Source organism: Dermatophilus congolensis (genome assembly GCF_900187045.1).
GTDB lineage: Bacteria > Actinomycetota > Actinomycetes > Actinomycetales > Dermatophilaceae > Dermatophilus > Dermatophilus congolensis.
In genome coordinates, this window is sequence record NZ_LT906453.1 from 1,945,253 (window position 1) to 1,963,950 (window position 18,698).

Sequence of the window (18,698 nt, forward strand, 5' to 3'; positions counted from 1 at the left end):
GTTGACCCCCAGACATATATGCGTTGTTGCGGTGTATCAGACCTTGAAGTATTTGGCTTCTGGGTGGTGGACGACCATCGCGTCGGTGGATTGTTCGGGGTGGAGCTGGAACTCTTCGGAAAGTTCTACGCCGATTCGCTCGGGTTCGAGTAGTTCGACTAGACCAGCTCGGTCTTCGATTTCGGGGCAGGCGGGGTAGCCGAATGAGTATCGGCATCCGCGGAATTTCACGTCGAGGACGTCACCCAGTTTGAGGTCGGCGCTATCGGTGAAGCCGAGTTCGTCGCGTACACGGCAGTGCCAGTATTCGGCTAGCGCTTCGGTGAGCTGAACGGATAGGCCGTGCAGTTCGAGGTAGTCGCGGTAGGCGTTTTCCTGGTAGAGCCCTGCCGTGACTGTCGATACGTGCGCGCCCATTGTGACGAGCTGGAATGCGATCACGTCAGGGGTGCCGTCGGCGTCGTATTTCTCTTTGGAGCGGAAGAAGTCTGCGAGGTTGAGCCTGCGGTCGCGGCGCTGCCGTGGGAAGGAGAACCGGATGCGTTCTTCACCGGCGGTGTGCTCGACCATGGTGGCGGTTTCTTCGCTGCCGGGTGCGGGTTGGGTTCGTGCGGTGCCTTCGACGTGCTGGCCGTCGCTGTCCCAGAGCACGACGAGGTCGTTGCCTTCGCTGCAGCAGGGGAAGTACCCGTAGACGACTGCCGGTTGCATGATTTCTTCGGCGAGGATCCGGTCGAGCCACATGCGTAGGCGCGGGCGTCCTTCGGTTTCGACGAGTTCTTCGTAGTCGCGTGCGGGGATAGAGGTGAGCTCTTCTTCAGCGTTTTGTGAGGCGTTACGGGTGGGTTTGAGTCCCCACTGCCCCAGGAAGGTGGCGCGTTCGTCGAGGTATGCGGAGTATTTGGCTAGGGGGATGCCCTTGACCAGTTGTGTTCCCCAGAACGGTGGGGTGGGGATTTCGTTGTCTTCGGTGACGTCTGAACGTGTGGTGTCGTCGGTGGAGGCGCCTTCGATGTTCGGGGAAGCCACGTTGCTGCGGACTCGGCGTTCCCGGCGGGCGGGGAACACCTCACCGACGGGGATACCTTTCTTTTTCGCTTCGGCGACGTTTTCCATCAGGCGTAGGCCTTCGAAGGCGTCTTTGGCGTAGCGGACTTCACCGCCATACAGCTCGGCGAGGTCTTGTTCAACGAATGCGCGGGTGAGGGCGGCGCCTCCCAGGAGAACGGGGAATCGTTCGGCGATGTTGCGTTCGTTGAATTCGAGCAGGTTGTCTTTCATAACAACGGTGGATTTGACGAGGAGTCCGCTCATGCCGATGGCGTCGGCGTCGTGTTCCAGTGCGGCGGCGATGATGTCGTTCACGGGTTGTTTAATCCCGATGTTGACTACGTCGAAGCCGTTGTTGGACAGGATGATGTCGACGAGGTTTTTACCGATGTCGTGGACATCGCCTTTGACTGTGGCGAGCACGATTTTGGCTTTGGCGCGGCTGCCGGTGTTGCCTGCTTCGGCTTCTTGGGCCTCGATGGTGGGTTCGAGGTGGGCGACAGCGGCTTTCATCGTTTCGGCGGATTGGAGCACGAAGGGTAGCTGCATCCGTCCAGATCCGAAGAGGTCACCGACGACTTTCATGCCTTCGAGCAGGTCGTCGTTGATGATGTCGAGGGCTTTACGGCCTTCGGCGATGGCTTCGTCAAGGTCTGCTTCTAGGCCGTTGCGTTCGCCGTCGATGATGCGGCGTTGGAGCCGCTCCCCCAGTGGTAGTGCGGCCATTTCGGCGGCGCGTTCTTGTTTGAGGGATGCGGAATCCACGCCTTCGAACATTTCGAGCATGGTGGCGAGCGGGTCGTAGGTGCATTCGCCGTTGTCGTCGAATTCGCGCCGGTCGTAGATCATGTCGAGCGCGACTTTGACCTGTTCTTCCGGGATGCGGGAGGTGGGGATGATTTTGGCGGAGTTGACGATGGCGCAGGTGAGTCCGTTTTTGACGGCTTCGTCAAGGAAGACGGAATTCAGGACGATGCGTGCGGCGGGTTTGAGGCCGAAGGAGACGTTGGATACGCCCAGGGTGCTGGAGATGCCGGGGTAGAGCTCGTTGATGCGGCGGATTGCTTCGAGGGTTTCGATGCCGTCGCGGCGGGTTTCTTCTTGGCCGGTGGCGATGGGGAAGGTGAGGCAGTCGACGATGATGTCTTCGACGCGCATTCCCCATTCGGGCCCGGTCATGGCGTCGACGAGGCGTTGGGCGATACGGACTTTGTCGTCGGCGGTGCGTGCTTGTCCGTTTTCATCGATGGTGAGGGCGACGACGGCTGCGCCGTGTTCTTTGGCGAGTTCGAGGACGCGGGTGTAGCGGGAGGTGGGGCCGTCGCCGTCTTCGTAGTTGACGGAGTTGACGATGGCGCGGCCGCCGAGGCGTTCAAGGCCTGCTTGGATGACGGCTGGTTCTGTGGAGTCCAGCACCAGTGGCAGGGTGCTGGATGTGGCGAGTTTGGCGGCAAGGGTGGACATGTCGTCTACGCCGTCACGGCCGACGTAGTCGATGCAGACATCGAGGACGTGTGCGCCGTCGCGGGTTTGGGTTTTGGCGATTTCTAGGCAGGTGTCCCAGTCTCCGGCGAGCATTGCTTCGCGGAATGCTTTGGAGCCGTTGGCGTTGGTCCGCTCCCCCATGGAGAGGAAGCTGAGGTCTTGCCGTAGGGGCACGGCGGTGTAGAGCGAGGAGACTGTGGCTTGGGTTTCGGGGGTGCGGGGGGTGACTGGTTTACCGCCGACGGCCTGGACAACGGCGGCTAGGTGTGCGGGGCTGGTTCCGCAGCAGCCACCGACGATGGAGACGCCGTATTGGGTGGTGAAGCGTTCGTGGGCTTCGGCGAGTTCTTCTGGTGACAAGGGGTAGTAGGCGCCGTCTTTGCCGAGTTCGGGAAGGCCAGCGTTGGGCATGACGGACAGTGGGATCTGGCTGTGGTCGGCCAGGTAGCGCAGATGTTCGCTCATTTCGGCTGGGCCGGTGGCGCAGTTGAGACCGATGGCGTCGATACCCAGTGCTTGGAGGGCGGTGAGGGCGGCACCGATTTCGGATCCCATGAGCATGGTTCCGGTGGTTTCAATGGTGACCTGGGCGATGATCGGCACGTCGGTGCCTGCGGCGGTGTTGGCACGTTTAGCGCCGACGACGGCTGCTTTGGCCTGGAGTAGGTCTTGGGTGGTTTCGATGAGGAGGAGGTCGGCGCCGCCGTCGATGAGTCCGCGGGCGCATTCCTGGTAGGAGTCGCGCAAGGTGGCGTAGGTGGCGTGTTCCAGGGAGGGCAGTTTGGTTCCTGGGCCGATGGATCCCAGAACGAATCGGGGTTTTTCGGGGGTTTCGTATTCGGCAGCAACTTCAGCAGCGATACGTGCCCCGGCTTCGGCGAGTTCGTAGGTGCGTTCGACGATTTCGTATTCGCCTAGGTTGCCGAAGTTGGCGCCAAAGGTGTTGGTTTCGATCATGTCGACGCCGACGTCGAGGTAGGCGCGGTGCACCGAGGAGACGATGTCGGGTCGGGTGACGTTGAGGATTTCGTTACAGCCCTCGTAGTCCTGGAAGTCTTCCATGCTGGGGTCTGCTGCTTGCAGCATTGTTCCCATGGCGCCGTCAGCGACGAGTACGCGTTCTTTGAGAAGGCTACGTACCAATGCGGAACGCTCGGCTGTTTGTTCTACGGAGCGGCTGCTCACAATCTGGACCCTTCGTTTCGACACAGAGGAGGGCGGCGCGCCTAAGCGCGCCGGATCCATACTACGAGGCTGTAGATGGTGCTTTCTCAACGATGCGGCGCTGCGGAGGGACAGTGCCTACCCCTAGTGTTGTCTGAGTCGTTCCTCCCAGTAGCATCCCGAGGTCGACATCGGGCCTTCCCGATTACCGCACAGAACAGGAGATGTTGTGATGCTCATCGAGACCCAGGAGAACGGCCCCCTTAGGGACCCCGTCTTCATTGCGGCCTTCGAGGGGTGGAACGACGCCGGAGAGGCCGCGACGGGCGCCAGTCACCATTTGGCGAATGTGTGGGATGCCGAGGAGATGGCCACCTTGGATCCGGAGGATTATTACGACTTTCAGGTGACTCGGCCAACGGTGACAGGTACGGGGGCTGATCGGATGATCAATTGGCCTAGTACTCGTTTCGCGGTGGCTCGGGGGGTGTTGCCTGAGAGGGATGTGGTGCTGGTGCGCGGGCCTGAGCCGTCGTTTCGGTGGCCCTCGTTTGTTGAGGATGTGGTGGGTTTCGCTGAGGACTGCGGGGCTTCCATGTTTGTGACGATTGGGGCGTTGTTGGCTGATACTCCGCATACGCGGCCAACTCCGGTGGGGGTGTATGCCGAGGATGAGTCGTTGCGGCGGGAGTTAGGGCTTGAGGCGCCCTCGTATGAGGGGCCGACGGGGATCACGGGGATCATCAGTTCTGGGGCTGGGGATGTCGGGATTCCGAGTGTTTCGGTGTGGGCGTCGGTTCCGCACTATGCAGCTTCGTCGCCGTCTCCTAAGGCGGTGTTGGCGATCATTGCGCGCCTGGAGAGTTTGTTGTCGGTGGATATTCCGCGGCGGGATTTGATCGATTTGGCGACTGTGTGGGAGCAGGGGGTGGATGAGTTGATGGCGGCTGACGCGGAGATCGCGGAGTATGTGCAGTCTCTGGAGAAGGCCAAAGATACGGTGGATTCGCCGGAAGCCTCGGGGGATGCTATCGCTCGGGAGTTTGAGCGGTATTTGCGTGGCCGTGATGGTGAAGAGATGTAACTTTCCGCTGCTTGGCCACCCCTGGCCACTCCCCCGGCCTGTGGTGGCCAAGGGGGGCAGCCAGGGGTTTTGTGTGTTTAGAGGGCGATGCCCAGGATGGCGTCGATGATGCGGGCGGCAAGGTTGTCCGCATCGGCGGGGGCGTCTGCGGGTGTGTGTCCGGCCAGGATCGCGTCGATAGCAGCGAGTGCGCCGGGGGCGTCGAGGTCGTCGGCTATCCGTTCGCGTACGTGGTGCACGATGGCGTTTTGGGCTTCGATGGGTAGGGCGGGAATGTGGGTGCGCCAGCGGTGGAGGCGTTCTTTGGCGGTGTGGAGGACTTCGTCGGTCCATTCCCAGGCGGTGGCGTAGTGGTGGGCGAGGATGGCCAGGCGGATGGCCATGGGGTCTTCACCGGCTGCGCGGAGTTTGGAGACGAAGATGAGGTTGCCTTTCGACTTGCTCATTTTTTCTCCGTCGAGTCCCACCATTTCTTGGTGGAGGTAGAGACGGGCGAAGGAGCCTTCTCCGGCTAGAGCGTCGGCTTGGACGGCGCTCATTTCGTGGTGGGGGAAGATGAGGTCGACTCCGCCTGCTTGGACGTCGAAGCTGGGGCCGAGGTGGTCCAGGGCGATGCAGGTGCATTCGATGTGCCATCCGGGGCGTCCGGAGGGTAGGCCCTCAACGTCCCAGGCGGGTTCGCCTATTCGGGCTGCGCGCCATAGGAGTGGGTCGAGCTGGTCGCGTTTGCCTTCACGGTCTGGGTCTCCGCCGCGATCAGCGAAGACTTCCATCATGCGGCTGCGGGACCATGTGGAGGAGTTTCCGAAAGTGGATTGGGTAGATAGGTCGAGGTAGATGTCGTGTGCTGTGTCGCTGACGGCGGTTCCGTCGGTGATAGGCACGGTGTAGGCCGCTGCGTTGTCCAGGAGTTTGGTGACTCCGGCTGCGATGGGTTCGATGTATTCGCTCACCCCGATGAAGTGGTTGGGGGGTAGGACGCGTAGGGCGGCCATGTCGTCGCGGAAGAGGTTTGTTTGTTCGGCGGCGAGGTCTTGCCAGTTCACTCCGTCGCGTTCGGCGCGTTCAAGGAGCGGGTCGTCTACGTCGGTGACGTTCTCGCAATATGTCACTTCGTGGCCTGCGTCCAGGAGTGCTCGGTGTAGGAGGTCGAGCATGACGTAGGTGGCGGCGTGACCCATGTGTGTGGCGTCGTATGGGGTGATTCCGCAGATGTAGAGCCGCGCGGTTGGTGGAGCGTCGACGGGTTTGCGTTCGCCGCTGCTGCTGTCGGTGATAGTCGGCTCGATTCCCGTACCTGTGACGGTGGGGATGTGTGGTGATGCCCAGGTTCGCACTCGCCAAGGGTACCGACTGCGGTGTTGGGTGTTTGTTGGGGTTGGGTCGGGGGTTGTGTCTTTGGTGCCGGTTTTTATATGGGTGGCCAGGGCAGTGCGGGCCATTCTTGGTCGGGGTGGGGGTGGTGTTGTGTGTGTTGTAGTGCGGTGATGCGCTGGTGCAGGGCGGTGATTTCGGTGGGGGTGAGGAGTTCTTTGAGGGTTTTTTCTAGTGTGCTGTGGAGTGCGTGCTGCAGGGTTGTGAGTTTTTCGATGTCGTTTTTGGGTAGGGGTTTGCCGGCCCATCCCCATAGGACTGTTCGTAGTTTGGGTGTTTCGGATAGGCATAGGCCGTTGTCGATGCCCCATATGTGTTCGTGCCAGAGCAGGATGTGGCTGCCTTTGCGGTCGGCGTTGTTGAGTACTGCATCCAACGTGGCCAGGGAACGTAGTTGGGGGTGGTCGGCGGTGGCCAGGGTGGTGGGGGTGCCGTTGTGGTCGGTGCCGTGGGCGATGGGGACCCAGTCTGGGGGTAGGTCTGTTGGGGGTAGGAGGTTGATGAGTGGGGTGGATGTGGGTCGGTGGTGTAGGTGGCCGGTTTTTTCTGGGGTGGGGCCGATCCATTCTTGTACTGAGCCTGGCCCGAGGGGGCCCTCACGCAGCACGGTGGTGGGGATGAGGTCCCATCCTCCGGCAGCGGAGATGAGGTAGGCCGCGGTTTCGCGGGCTGCGAGTGTTCCGTGGGGGAAGTCCCATAGGGGTGTTTCGCCGCTGATGGGTTTGTAGACGATGGGGTGTCCTGCTGTGTGTGCCAGGTATACGGCGTTGGATGCTTCGGTGAGGCGCCCGATGAGGGTGATGTCGTCGGTGTGAAGTTGTTCGGGGGTGAGGGGTTGGGGTGTCATGCCTAGTTAGCGTTTGAATCCGTTTGCGCGGGGGCACATGTGGCCTTGGGGGTTGAGGGGTTCGCCGCAGAAGGGGCAGGTTGGCCGTCCGGCTGCAACGACGTTGTGGGCGCGGTGGGCGAAGGCTCGGGCGGTAGCGGCGGAGATGACTATGCGCAGGACGAGTTGGGTTGGGTCCTCGTCGGGGTCGGGTTCTTGGTGTAGGTGTGTTAGGGCTTGTGGAGGACCGTATGTTTCGTCGAGGGCGTGGCATTCGATGATGATGCGGTCGCGTTCTGCGTCCCATGCCAGGGCGAGGGCGGCGACGGTGAAGTCCTCGGCTAGTGGCATATCTAGGGGGGCGTTATCGATGAGTAGCTCTGCAGCGTCGTCGAATTCGTCACCAACGACGGTGTCGAGTAGATCGTCGATGCGTTGAGCGAGTGCTGACACTTGGGCTTTTTCGATGGTGACGGTTGTGATGCGTCGTCCTTGGGTGGCTTGCAGGAAGAATTGACGCGCGCCGGGTTGACCTACGGTTCCTACGGTGAACCTTTCCGGGGGGTCGTACTCGATAACCGCCATGTCGATCACCCTAGTCTCATTGGGGATTCATAGCGGTTACGACGGGCTTATCGATGCAGGTTGTGATGTTTTTGTTGGCGGGTTGGGGTTTGTCATGCTCCCCCGCCGATGGCGCCGTCGCCGGTGGGTACGTGGGTGGCAGCGGTGTGGATGCGGCGCAGAGTTTCAGCAACGCCGGAGGGTGGAATGTTGATGGCGTGTAGGAGTGGTTTGGAGTCGGTGTATTGCACGAGTGAGGTTGAGGCTGGGGTGACGTGCAGGCGTTGGAAGGTGTCGAGGTGGGCTCCGGCGGCGTCGGCCAGGACTGCTTTTATTGGGTCGCCGTGACTGATCACAACGGTGATGCTTTCGGGGCCGTTGGTGGTGTGGTTGGTGTGGTCGATGCGGCGTACTGCTGCGATGACGCGGGCGGACATGTGCGCTAGCCCTTCTCCTGCGAAGGTCTCGCTATGGGGAAAGGTCACTGCGCTTGGTTGTTGCTGTATTTGCTGCCATAGGGGCAGTTTGGTCAGTTCGTTGATGGGTTTGCCTGTCCATTGCCCGTAGCGGCATTCGCCGAGTTGTTCGTCGGTGTCGATTGCTAGGTGGGGCCAGGCTGTGGTGGCGATGATTTTGGCGGTCTGTTGGCAGCGTTGCAGGGGGCTGGCGACTATCTGGGTTACGGGGGTGCTGGTGAGGGCTTGGCCGAGTGCTGTTGCTGCGGTTTCACCCTCATGGTCCAGTCGTATATCTGGGGTCCATCCGGCGAGTATGCCGTTGGCGTTTGCGGTGGTGCGTCCGTGGCGGATGAGCAGCACGTATCCCATTTGTTGATGGTACGGAAAACGCCCGCCTTGGCACGAGGGTGCGGGCGGGCGTTTTCTGTTGGTTACGGGCGATGTTTAGTCGTCTTCGTCGTCGTCCGTGTCGTCGTCCTCATCGGAGTCCTCGTCGTAGTCTTCGTCGTCGAGGCCGAGGTATTGGGCGCGGAAGTCTTGTTCGTCGAGGTCGTCGTCGAGGCTGTCTTCGTCGTCCTCGTCAGAGTCCTCGTCGTCATCGTCGTCGTAGTCGTCATCCTCCTCGTCTCTGAACACCACGAGGGGTGTGACCTCGCCGAACGCTTCTTCGAGTGCTTCTTCGTAGCGTTCGAAGGCGCTCTCCAGTGCGTCGTAGGCAGCGCGCACTGTGTGGTCGTTGTCTCCGTGGCTGGAGGCAGCAGCTTCGAGGTGTCGTTCCAGCGCTGCTACGAGGGCGTCGAGCGCTACGCGGGGGTTGACGGTCATGCATCGAAAGTACCTCTTTCGTGGGTGCTCCACAGTCCATTGCGCAGCGTGATCCCTGGCATGAATCCCCGCGGGGGCTGGAGAGATACATTGAGAAGCTTTCTTCTCAGGCGGCGGTGCAGCGCGGGTGTCTTGAGGCTTCGGGATGGGTGCGGTGCTCTTGCGGGAGCTGGCGGGCAGTTTTCGCACTGCTGCGGCGGCGTGCTAGTGTTCCATCCCGTTGCGAGAGGCGCTCACTGGAACTGGCTGGTCATACTGGCTCAGGGACAAAGAGCGTTGAACGCAGCGGTGAGAATCTCGATTCGACGGAACGCGAGAGTTTCACGTAGGATAAACGCAGTTCACCTGTCCGGGTGGCGGAATGGCAGACGCGCTAGCTTGAGGTGCTAGTGTCCTTTATCGGACGTGGGGGTTCAAGTCCCCCTCCGGACACTCTGGTTTCTTAGCGAAACCTAATATCTTTTAGAAAAGGCTGGCATCCGAAATGGATGCCAGCCTTTTCTTTGTATGTTGTGGAATTCGGCTTTTGTGAGGCCGTAGCTATGAACTGCGCAGCCTCAGCGATTCGGCTGTGCGCTTTATCTCCCTGCGGGGCAAAAGCTTTCAACTGCTTTTTTCTTGACTATTTCCCTCACCATGAAGTTTCTCCGCCTTGGTAGATGCCTCAAAGACTGGAGTTTTAGCGTGCTTCACCTTTCTGGTCCTGTAGTTCGCTTTGGCAAGGCAGGAACGGATCGAAACGTACTTGATGGTGTTTCGGTGACTTTCGCTCCTGGGACCAGCACCGCGATCATGGGAGCTTCTGGGTCAGGGAAGTCAACGCTGCTCAATTGTGCGGCCGGTCTCCTTGCCCCTACTTCTGGGCGGGTACTGCTGGATGAGTTAGATCTAGGAAGTAGTGACCGGGCCACGAAAGATCGGGTGCGGCGCGAAAACTTCGGCTACATCTACCAGGAGTACAACCTGATAGATGCCCTGTCGGTCATTCAAAACGTGCAGCTACCAACATTCTTCACACAAGGGAAGCTGACTGAACAGGAGGCGCTGGCGTCGTTAGAGTCGGTGGGAATGCAAGAGTTCTCTCGGCGGATGCCTGCCTCTTTATCTGGTGGGCAACGCCAGCGCGTAGCGATCGCTCGCGCCCTAGCAGTCCCCCGGCGCGTTGTCTTCGCCGATGAGCCCACCGGGGCCCTAGACAGTCGCACCAGCCGGGACGTAGTGCACGAGTTGACCAAATTGACACAACTGGGCACAGCGTTGGTGTTGGTAACTCACGATGCCGTGGTTGCCGCGGCCATGGATCGAATCCTCATCTTGCAGGATGGCCACATAGTTAGAGACCTTCCCGGAGGCGACCCGTTCGCCGCTTCCCAAGCGTTCACCGAGATCACGGCCGCAGCATGAGGGGCATTGCAGGGGTATCAAAAGTTTCGCTCCGACTATTAGGTTTCCACCGCCGTACCTACATGGGTTGGCGCTGGTTGTTCTGGTGGTCACAGCCATGGCTGGGGCAGGGCTGCTGCTTATGCAGGGGCTGCGCGGCGGGCATGTCATTGCTGCTGCAGGAACCTCAGCCGAAGAGCTAGCGCAAATGCGCCTTGATCTGCAGGCAATCGGGCTGTTGTTGCAGATCATCCTGGTTCTCACGGTGTCCATCGCGATGGTTTTAGTGGCCGGGGCGGTACGGACAGTTATTAATGTGCGATCCCGGGAACTGCGGATGTTGCGGCTTAACGGCGCCACTGCCCGCCAGGTGCAGACCATGGTTGCTGTGGAGACAGCTGCCCTGACTGCGATTGTGGGAGTCATTGGTGGGGTCGCCGCAGTGTTCCTGACACATCCGCTCTTTGCTGCCTATCAAGCCATTGGGTCCATCGGGCGCCATATGACATGGGCAGGGCGCCTTGACCTAGGCGCTTTAGCGTTATTCATCGTCGCTGAGATGGCCATGGTGGCGCTGATCGGGTTCGTTCTCACCGGCCGGTTAGCAAAGAATGTGGAGAGCACGCCACGGCGAGAGGTATCCCGCCGACGAAGCCTGATAGGCCTCCTCGTTCGCTTGGCGTTAGTGGGTGTTTCCGTCGCTGTGTTGTTCGGCGCCACAAACAGCACCCCGCAGGCAGGACAACTGGCGGTGCTGTTGCCGGTCTTTGTCACAACAGCGATTGGTGCACTGACTCCCTGGGCCATCACATGGGTCGCAGCGGTGGTTGCCCGTGTGGGAGGCCAATTCGCTCCCGGCGTGTTCACCCTGACTGCTGCCCGTGCTTGGAGCGACCGGCGGCGACTATCGTCGGTCGCGCTGCTGATGGTGATCGCTGTGGGCCTGCTTGGTGGGTTTTTATTCAGCTCGGCAGCCGACGGGCGGCTGCAGCTAGAGCGAGCAGCCCGTCAATACCAGTACGCAAGCGCCCTCGATGGCCTCTCCCCCACAGGGGCGGTGGACGCAGCCAACGCGGCGCAAGCCCGCAACTTCCAAGCAATTGCGCTCACCTCGACCTCGCAGGCATTCATAGGCACAACCCGAACCCGGGTGGCAGGGGTCAGTGACCCGGCGGGATACGTTTCGATGCTTGGGGGCTCACTGACCGGGAAGGTGCCCCACGACACCGGTTCAACAGCACCGGTGCCTGTGCTGGCCAGTACACGCGGGGCCACTGTGGGCAGAGAACTCGACCTCACTCTTCTTGACGGTTCTCGCGTGAGGGCCCGGGTTGTTATGACAGCAACCGGTTTACCTGACGAGGCCTACTACCTACCGATCTCTGAGGCGGCGCGCCACGGACAGTTCTCCTCTGCGCAGGCTCTCACTACCGCCACACCGCACCAGTTGCAGCAGGCCGTCAGTGGCCTCACTGGCGTAGAAGCTGTGAAGTCGAAGGAGGAGCTCCTCGCACAAGCCCAGAGCACCCGGATGCAAAGCAGCCTGAGCGGCAACCTGTCCATCTTCGGGATTATCTATGTGATGGCGTTGGTCTCTTTGGTGCAAATAACCACGTTAACTACCTGGTCACGGGCGCGGGAGTTCACTCTGCTGCGTCGGGTGGGGTTGAGCCGCGGCAACATATTTGCTGTCACTGTTGCCGAAGCTGTCGTCGTTGGTGTTGCTGTGACGGTCTTACTCTTTGCGTCCTTCATGGTTGTGGCCCTGAAGTTCGCCCACGATCTTCACGTAGACCTATGGGCAAGCGTGCTGCCCGTACTTGTCCCCGTGGCGTTAGTGCTACTAGCAGTGGTGGGCATCTATGTTGCGTTGGTCGCGGCTTGTAGTCACATACTGCTGCGATCAAGGACGTGATCCCTCCCACACCACCAGCGGGCAGGGGCCTTATCTCCTGCCCGCTGGCACGCGAGTTCTCTTCTGCTGTGTCGTTCCTGAAGACGCGCGCTATTGATCAACTACTCCCGTAAATGCCCCTTATCTCTCTAGGGTTACCGGTGAGCCTCCCGTTGCAGGCTCCTTAACCGTTGTCGCGCCACAGCCGCGGCACGACCCGAGTGAAAAGGACATCCACCGTGGACCCGAGCTCCTCTTCCCCTTCATCTCCAGCAACGCATTCACGCTGGCGCCCCCAGAGCGTACGCACTGGACCTTCCAGCGACGACGTTGGTTTATTCGGACAGCCTCGGGGACTGCCGTGGATGCTCCAAGTCGAGATGTGGGAACGGTTCAGCTGGTTCGGGATGCGGGCCATCCTTCTCTACTTCATCACCGACACCTTCGCCAACGGTGGCCTCGGGCTCGACAAAAACACCGGCCAAGTCGTCATGGCCACCTACCAAGCATCCGTACTATTCCTGACCATCCCCGGCGGCATCTTCGCTGACCGTGTGATCGGCCCATGGCGATCAACCCTGTACGGCGGGGTAGTCATCATGCTCGGTCAACTACTTCTTGTCGTGCCGACTCCCATCACTTCCTGGATCGGTTTGTTCCTCATTGCTTTCGGTACTGGGTTCATCAAACCGAACCTGTCCACCATGGTCGGTGGCCTCTACGACGAGAAAGACCCACGCCGTGAAGCTGGGTTCCAGCTGTTCTACATGTCAATCAATGTAGGGTCGCTGATCTCCCCACTTATCACCAGCTTCCTCAAAAACCAGTACGGCTACCACGTCGGCTTCATGGCAGCAGGTATCGGCATGGCCTTCGGCCTGGCCGCATTCGTGTACGGGCGAGGCCGCCTATCCCAATTCGCCTTCGATGTCCCCAACCCCCTGGGGCCTGGCGAAGGTAAAAAGCTAGCCCTCTACACCGTCCTCTTCCTAGCCACAGTGCTGCTGCTCACATGGCTCTACACCCCCATCTTCGGTGGCCTAGCCCAAGGCATCGCCTACGTCGTGTTCACCATCGCCGTCGCGGCCTCAGCGTTCTACTTCATCAGCATGTTCCGCAGCCCCCTGGTCACACCCCACGAACGACAACACCTGTGGGCGTTCCTGCCGCTGTGGGTGGGAAGCATGCTGTTCACGATGATCTTCGAGCAAGCCTCCGGAAAGATGGCCAGCTTCGCCAGGGACAACACCGACGGCACGATCACCGGCTCCTTCAGCTTGCCAGCAGAGGTATACCAGTCAATCAACCCCGCAGCAGTGCTCATCCTGGCGCCCATTCTGGGCTGGGTGTTCACCCGCCGGTCAGGTAAATTCCCCACAACGGCGATGAAGTTCGCCATCGCCCTGGCGATCATCGGTTTCAGCGCCCTCATGATGGGCTGGGGCTTCGACAAATTCCCCGGTGGCGCTAACCTCGCCCCGTGGTGGTATCTGGGCCTGGTATTCCTCGTACAGACCGTGGCCGAACTGTTCATGAACCCCGTTGGCCTCGCCGCCACAACATCGTTGGCGCCCAAGCAGTACGCATCCCAAACGATGACCCTATGGCTGCTCGCCGCCGCCGCAGGACAGGGCACCGCCGCCGTCGTCATCGACCAAACCAGAGACCTCGGCGACGTGACGTTCTATTACGGCCTGGGCATCGTGACAATCATCGTCGCGGTCGTCATGGCTTTGATCTCCCCCTGGACCCAATCGAAGATGTCTGACATCGGCACCGGAAGCAACCCAGCCGAATAAGCCCCCACCACTGATTCACAGGTAGCCCCTGACCTAAGGTTTCCCACTCGGTCAGGGGCTACGTACGTCGATGACGGCAGTAAACGCCTCGCCACTACAGTGCGACAGCCTCCACCCACAGCGCGACGATATGCGCACGCGTGAAACTCACCGTCGCCGGAGCGAAAAACGTGCGCTCCGTGGTCCCCTCCACAACGATCTCGTAGCTGTCGATATGCTCATCGTGGATGAGCCGTTGCAGATGATCGTTCGGGTCACCCTCAAACGGTTTCGTCACCCACTCCGTGCCATCGATCGTCCGCAACCGCACCTGCCACTGCTGTCCAGCCATTACCAACCTCACCTTGTTCTGCAAACACAAGCCTTGTCATCGACCCCGGTAGCTCTGACCGGAATACGGAACCTCATCACTGCCACGGGAAAACAACCCATCGCCCCCAGAACGCGAATCACGCACCGCACGCACCGCCTCAATCGTCTCGGGATCATGTGCGTACGCAATCGGATCCTCAAGCAGGGCACGCAATACCAACGCATACCCAGGCCCGTCCAAACCCAAAGTGCGCTGCGCTTCAGCAAGCTTCTCCACCTGAGCGCTTGGACCCGAACCCCACTTACGCTCCAACTCCAAAACCCGACGATCCCGATCCGAAAGGCTCGGCGGACGCTTCCGGCGAGATTCCTGCATGTGTTTCCCCTCCTACTCACACATCTGGTGATGTGATCCGTCGACGACTCATCGGCCACAACGAGCCCCGGCTGAGCCCCACGCCATCCAGACACTCACCGTCGTCTGTACAGTGACCAGAAGTGACAGAAACGCACCCACCAACGCAGCGAAGTCACTCAAAATAACGACCGCGGCGACCATCGCCAGGAGAGGATCAGGTATGAAACTCGTGGTGACAGGAGGAGCCGGCTACATCGGCTCTGTTGTGACATCGCAGCTACTCGAAGCCGGCCACGACGTCACCGTGGTAGATGACCTCTCCACAGGACACGCCGACGCAGTCCCCGACGGCGCAGCGTTCATCCAAGCCCGCATCCACGACATCCACGACATCCTCGCCAACGTCCGCCCCGATGGGCTCTTACACTTCGCCGCGAAATCCCTCGTCGGGGAATCCGTTGAAAAACCCGAACTGTATTGGGAAAACAACGTTGTCGGCACCTTCCGTCTGCTCGAAGCAGTGCGGCAAAACAACGTTCCCCGCATGGTTTTCTCCTCCACAGCAGCGGTCTACGGGGAACCCTCAACTCCCCTCATCACCGAGGACATGACCCCCAACCCCATCAACGCCTACGGCCGCTCCAAACTCGCCATCGACATGGCCCTGACCGACTACGCCAAAGCTCACGGCCTAGCCGCCACCTCACTGCGCTACTTCAACGTCGGCGGAGCCCGCGGTAAATACGGCGAACGTCACGCCATTGAAACCCACCTCATCCCCAACATCCTCAAAGTGCCCGCCGGGGAACGCGACCACGTCTACCTCTTCGGCGAGGACTACCCCACCCCCGACGGCACCTGTGTACGCGACTACCTACACGTCGTCGACCTCGGCCGCGCACACCTGCTCGCCCTAGAAACCAGCGAGCCCGGAACCCACCGCGTCTTCAACCTCGGCTCTGGCACCGGGTTCTCTGTCAAAGAGGTCCTCGAAGCGGCACGGGCAGTCACCGGCCATCCCATCCCCGCCGAGGTGAAAGACCGCCGCCCCGGAGACCCAGCCACTCTCGTGGCCAGCTCCGCTAAAGCAAAAGAAATCCTCGGCTGGGAACCGGAATTCGAAATCAACCGGATCGTCGCCGACGCATGGGAATTCATCCAATCCCGCAGGTGAAATCACCGCACCCAACCGGGTGCATCACGGGCACCGGTGCAGCAAAAGAGGCTGCACCGACCCAGCTCCCCACCGCCGAAGCCCCGCACCAGCCAACGTAATCGGCCACCCAGAGGCGCTGCGATCAACAACAAGCAACACATCCCGGCCAGCGACACCGCCCCCACCAGATAACTGCGGGGGCGGCGCTGCTGCGATCGCTTCCTGCCACAACGCGGCCTCAGCCCCACCAGCAGGGCGCTCCCCCACCTCGCTCACCGGGGGCCTGACCAGCCAATGCCCCACCTCGATCCGCCCCACCTCACCCAGATACGCCGCAACCTGACCCGCCACCGGATAAGGGCCCTGCGGGTGCGCTAACGTCGCCAACGAGCAGATAAGACTTGGGCGCTGAGGCCACGAAGCGCTCCACCGCCGAAGCACCCCCACCGCCGCCTCACACAACTCACGCGGAGCATCGCCCGGAGCTTGCAGGCACGCCTCAAACACCTCACACCACTGCGGGGCATCCATATCGATAACGACACGGCCTTCAAGGACCATCTCCCCCGCCGGGATTCGCCCGCGCCGCCCGAACTGCCCACCCGGCCACATTTTCCGAGCAGGCAGCTGATGATCAATGCTCCGTAGCTGCTCAGCAACCACGGCCGTCACCGCCGGATCCGCGGCCGGCACCAACGGACCAGGCAACCCACCCAGACACACCGAACACTGCCCGCACGGCCCGCCTTGCGGATCATCCAGGCTGGTACGCAGCAACTCCATCAAACACGAACGACCCTGCACATAGTCACGCATGATCGCTGCTTCACGTTCACGCATCCGCACAATGGCGGCGTAATGGTCAGCGTCATACCGCCACGGCACACCTGTGGCCACCCAGCCCTGCGGGGTCCGCTCAGTCACGTGGTCAACCGCTAACTGTTTAAGCAGCAACTCCACCCGGCTCCGACGCAACCCAGTTACCGCCTCCAACGCAGGCACTGACTGCGGCTCAGCAGTATCAAGAGCATCAAGAACCCGGCGCGCCATACCCTCATCAGGCAACGTCGCCGTCGCGAAATGACGCCACACCGGCTCATCAGCCGCGCTGGGCAACAACGCGACAAGAGCATGCTCAATACCGCGCCCGGCACGCCCAACCTGCTGGTAGTAAGACACCGGAGACGGTGGCGCCCCCATATGAACAACAAACCCCAAATCCGGTTTGTCATACCCCATCCCTAACGCACTGGTAGCGATGAGAGCTTTGACCTCATTACGGCGCAGCTTGTCCTCAAGTAACGCACGCTCAGCCGCCTCGAGCTGCCCCGTATACATCGCCACCGGATAGTCCACCCCATGCACAGCCTGAACCGCGCAGGTAGCGCGCTGCGCATCAGCAATCGTCAACGCATACACAATCCCCGACCCCGGCAACACCGGCAGCATCTGCGCCACCCACGCATACCGCTGCAACGCAGACATCGGCGGAACCACCGCCAACTGGAGACTATCCCGACCCAACGGGCCCCGCAGAACTGTTGTCGCCTCACCCAGCTGGGCTGCAACATCCTGTGTGACACGCGCATTGGCTGTCGCCGTGGTCGCAAGCACCGGAACCTGGGCATCCAGCCGCGCCATCACCTGCGCGATACGGCGATAATCCGGGCGGAAATCATGCCCCCAGTCAGAAACAGCATGCGCCTCATCAATGACGAGTAAACCCATGTTGCCCATCAACGCCGACAACACCCGCCGACCAAACGTCGGATGAGCCAACCGCTCCGGCGAGATGAGTAACACATCCACCTCACCAGCAGCTAACTGCCCCTCCACCGCGGACCACTCATCCACGTTCGAACTGTTCAACGTCACCGCGTTCAACCCAGCACGACGAGCCGCCTCAATCTGGTCACGCATCAACGCCAACAGCGGCGACAACACCAACGTGGCCCCACCGCCGGCGGCGCGACGCGCAGCTGTAGCGCACCAATACACCGCCGACTTACCCCAACCAGTTGCCTGCACAACCAGCACCCGTGCCCCATCATGGGACAACGCAGCAACAGCCTCGGCCTGATCATCACGCAGCCGCGCACCCGGCCCAGCCAGGCGAGAAATCACCTCACTGGCAGGGCCCTGCCACGGGATCGACCGGGCCGCCCCGCTCACGCCGCGTTGTCCGTGCCGGGGTTCTTCTGCGCCGCAGCAGCACGACGCCGCTCACGATCCAGACGGTCCATTTCATTTGCCTCCGCCAACGTAGGAGCCGTGCCGCCCAAACGCGCCGGCAAAAACTTCAAATCATCACCCTCAAGGCGAGGATATTCAGCCTGCGCATGGTCAAGGAGCAGCTGCATCTCGGCACGCAACGTGGCAGAAACCTCATCGGCCGGTGCCTGTTTCGGCGCACTAATAGCTTTGCCCACCGTCAACGAAATCGGAGTGCGGCTATATCCCAAACGACGCGGATGCCCCTTCGTCCAAATCCGCTGCGTACCCCACAACACAATCGGAATGATCGGCACGCCCGTGGCCTGCGCCATCCGGATCGCACCAGTCTTGAACTCTTTCAACTCATACGAACGGGAGATCGTCGCTTCAGGGAACACTCCAACCAGCTCGCCAGCTTTCAGTGCCTTCACCGCATCCCGCAATGCCTGACTACCGTTTTCACGATCCACCGGGATGTGCTTCATCCCCGACATCAACGGCCCAGCAATCGGGTGATCCCACACCGATTTTTTACACATAAACCGGATCAACCGGCGGCTGGGGCGCGCCGCCAAACCCGCATACGCAAAATCCATGTACGAAAGGTGGTTCATCACGATCACCGCACCGCCCTCTGTGGGGATGTTCTCAGAACCGGTCACTCTGAAACGGATACCTTGGGCAGCGAAAAGTGTGCGGGCAACAGCGACGACCGAGTTGTAAACGGGCTCCATGGCGTACAAAACTACCGC

The 18,698-nt window shown here is 60.9% G+C and carries 15 protein-coding genes and 1 tRNA gene; 6 read left to right on the forward strand and 10 right to left on the reverse strand.

Annotated elements, in window-relative coordinates:
• Window positions 1-36: 36 nt before the first annotated feature.
• Window positions 37-3,723 carry a methionine synthase gene (gene metH, locus CKV89_RS08320; protein ID WP_411431103.1) on the reverse strand — a complete coding sequence of 1,229 codons (3,687 nt, stop codon included), beginning with the start codon at window positions 3,721-3,723 and terminating at the stop codon, window positions 37-39.
• Between the two features lie 208 nt (window positions 3,724-3,931).
• On the opposite strand from metH, the gene CKV89_RS08325 reads away from it, so the two are divergent.
• A complete protein-coding gene (locus CKV89_RS08325; RefSeq protein ID WP_028326276.1) occupies window positions 3,932-4,783 on the forward strand; it encodes a PAC2 family protein in 852 nt (283 codons plus the stop codon).
• A 77-nt stretch (window positions 4,784-4,860) separates the two neighbouring features.
• Here CKV89_RS08325 and mshC read toward each other — a convergent pair whose 3' ends face one another.
• The 5 genes from mshC to CKV89_RS08350 all read right to left on the reverse strand — a co-directional run bounded on the left by mshC (window position 4,861) and on the right by CKV89_RS08350 (window position 8,830).
• The gene (gene mshC / locus CKV89_RS08330) at window positions 4,861-6,225 is read right to left on the reverse strand and encodes a cysteine--1-D-myo-inosityl 2-amino-2-deoxy-alpha-D-glucopyranoside ligase (protein ID WP_084440799.1); all 1,365 of its coding nucleotides are present in this window, start codon (window positions 6,223-6,225) and stop codon (window positions 4,861-4,863) included.
• The gene (locus tag CKV89_RS08335; RefSeq protein WP_051277064.1) at window positions 6,195-7,004 is read right to left on the reverse strand and encodes an SCO1664 family protein; all 810 of its coding nucleotides are present in this window, start codon (window positions 7,002-7,004) and stop codon (window positions 6,195-6,197) included. Before CKV89_RS08335 ends, mshC begins: the two co-directional genes overlap by 31 nt.
• Before the next feature lie 6 nt (window positions 7,005-7,010).
• The gene (locus tag CKV89_RS08340; protein ID WP_028326278.1) at window positions 7,011-7,568 is read right to left on the reverse strand and encodes a DUF3090 domain-containing protein; all 558 of its coding nucleotides are present in this window, start codon (window positions 7,566-7,568) and stop codon (window positions 7,011-7,013) included.
• A gap of 92 nt (window positions 7,569-7,660) precedes the next feature.
• Entirely contained in the window at window positions 7,661-8,374 is a 714-nt protein-coding gene (locus CKV89_RS08345) for an MSMEG_4193 family putative phosphomutase (RefSeq protein WP_028326279.1), read from the reverse strand.
• Window positions 8,375-8,449: 75 nt separating this feature from the next.
• Window positions 8,450-8,830, reverse strand: a complete 381-nt coding sequence (locus CKV89_RS08350) for a hypothetical protein (RefSeq protein WP_034400357.1) — start codon at window positions 8,828-8,830, stop codon at window positions 8,450-8,452.
• 347 nt (window positions 8,831-9,177) lie between these two features.
• Between CKV89_RS08350 and CKV89_RS08355 the strand changes: the two genes are divergently transcribed.
• The 4 genes from CKV89_RS08355 to CKV89_RS08370 all read left to right on the forward strand — a co-directional run bounded on the left by CKV89_RS08355 (window position 9,178) and on the right by CKV89_RS08370 (window position 13,906).
• A tRNA-Leu gene (locus tag CKV89_RS08355) sits at window positions 9,178-9,262 on the forward strand.
• Between the two features lie 327 nt (window positions 9,263-9,589).
• Window positions 9,590-10,234, forward strand: coding sequence for an ABC transporter ATP-binding protein (locus CKV89_RS08360; protein ID WP_051277066.1), 645 nt, complete (start codon window positions 9,590-9,592; stop codon window positions 10,232-10,234).
• A gap of 85 nt (window positions 10,235-10,319) precedes the next feature.
• On the forward strand, window positions 10,320-12,128 hold the full coding sequence (locus CKV89_RS08365) for an FtsX-like permease family protein (protein WP_154657548.1): 1,809 nt from the start codon (window positions 10,320-10,322) through the stop codon (window positions 12,126-12,128).
• 344 nt (window positions 12,129-12,472) lie between these two features.
• Window positions 12,473-13,906, forward strand: coding sequence for a peptide MFS transporter (locus CKV89_RS08370; protein WP_231935365.1), 1,434 nt, complete (start codon window positions 12,473-12,475; stop codon window positions 13,904-13,906).
• A gap of 94 nt (window positions 13,907-14,000) precedes the next feature.
• On the opposite strand, the gene CKV89_RS08375 is transcribed toward CKV89_RS08370, so the two are convergent.
• Window positions 14,001-14,237, reverse strand: coding sequence for a hypothetical protein (locus tag CKV89_RS08375; RefSeq protein WP_028326282.1), 237 nt, complete (start codon window positions 14,235-14,237; stop codon window positions 14,001-14,003).
• A gap of 36 nt (window positions 14,238-14,273) precedes the next feature.
• A complete protein-coding gene (locus CKV89_RS08380; RefSeq protein ID WP_084440801.1) occupies window positions 14,274-14,594 on the reverse strand; it encodes a DUF3263 domain-containing protein in 321 nt (106 codons plus the stop codon).
• Between the two features lie 202 nt (window positions 14,595-14,796).
• On the opposite strand from CKV89_RS08380, the gene galE reads away from it, so the two are divergent.
• Window positions 14,797-15,750: a UDP-glucose 4-epimerase GalE gene (gene galE / locus CKV89_RS08385; protein ID WP_028326283.1), complete on the forward strand. Its 954-nt coding sequence runs from the start codon at window positions 14,797-14,799 to the stop codon at window positions 15,748-15,750.
• A 24-nt stretch (window positions 15,751-15,774) separates the two neighbouring features.
• Here the strand turns inward: galE and CKV89_RS08390 are convergent, their stop codons facing one another.
• Both CKV89_RS08390 and CKV89_RS08395 read right to left on the reverse strand, forming a co-directional pair.
• Entirely contained in the window at window positions 15,775-17,904 is a 2,130-nt protein-coding gene (locus CKV89_RS08390) for a RecQ family ATP-dependent DNA helicase (RefSeq protein WP_051277068.1), read from the reverse strand.
• Entirely contained in the window at window positions 17,901-18,680 is a 780-nt protein-coding gene (locus tag CKV89_RS08395) for a lysophospholipid acyltransferase family protein (RefSeq protein ID WP_028326285.1), read from the reverse strand. The genes CKV89_RS08390 and CKV89_RS08395 overlap by 4 nt, the downstream gene beginning before the upstream one ends.
• Between the last annotated feature and the right edge of the window lie 18 nt (window positions 18,681-18,698).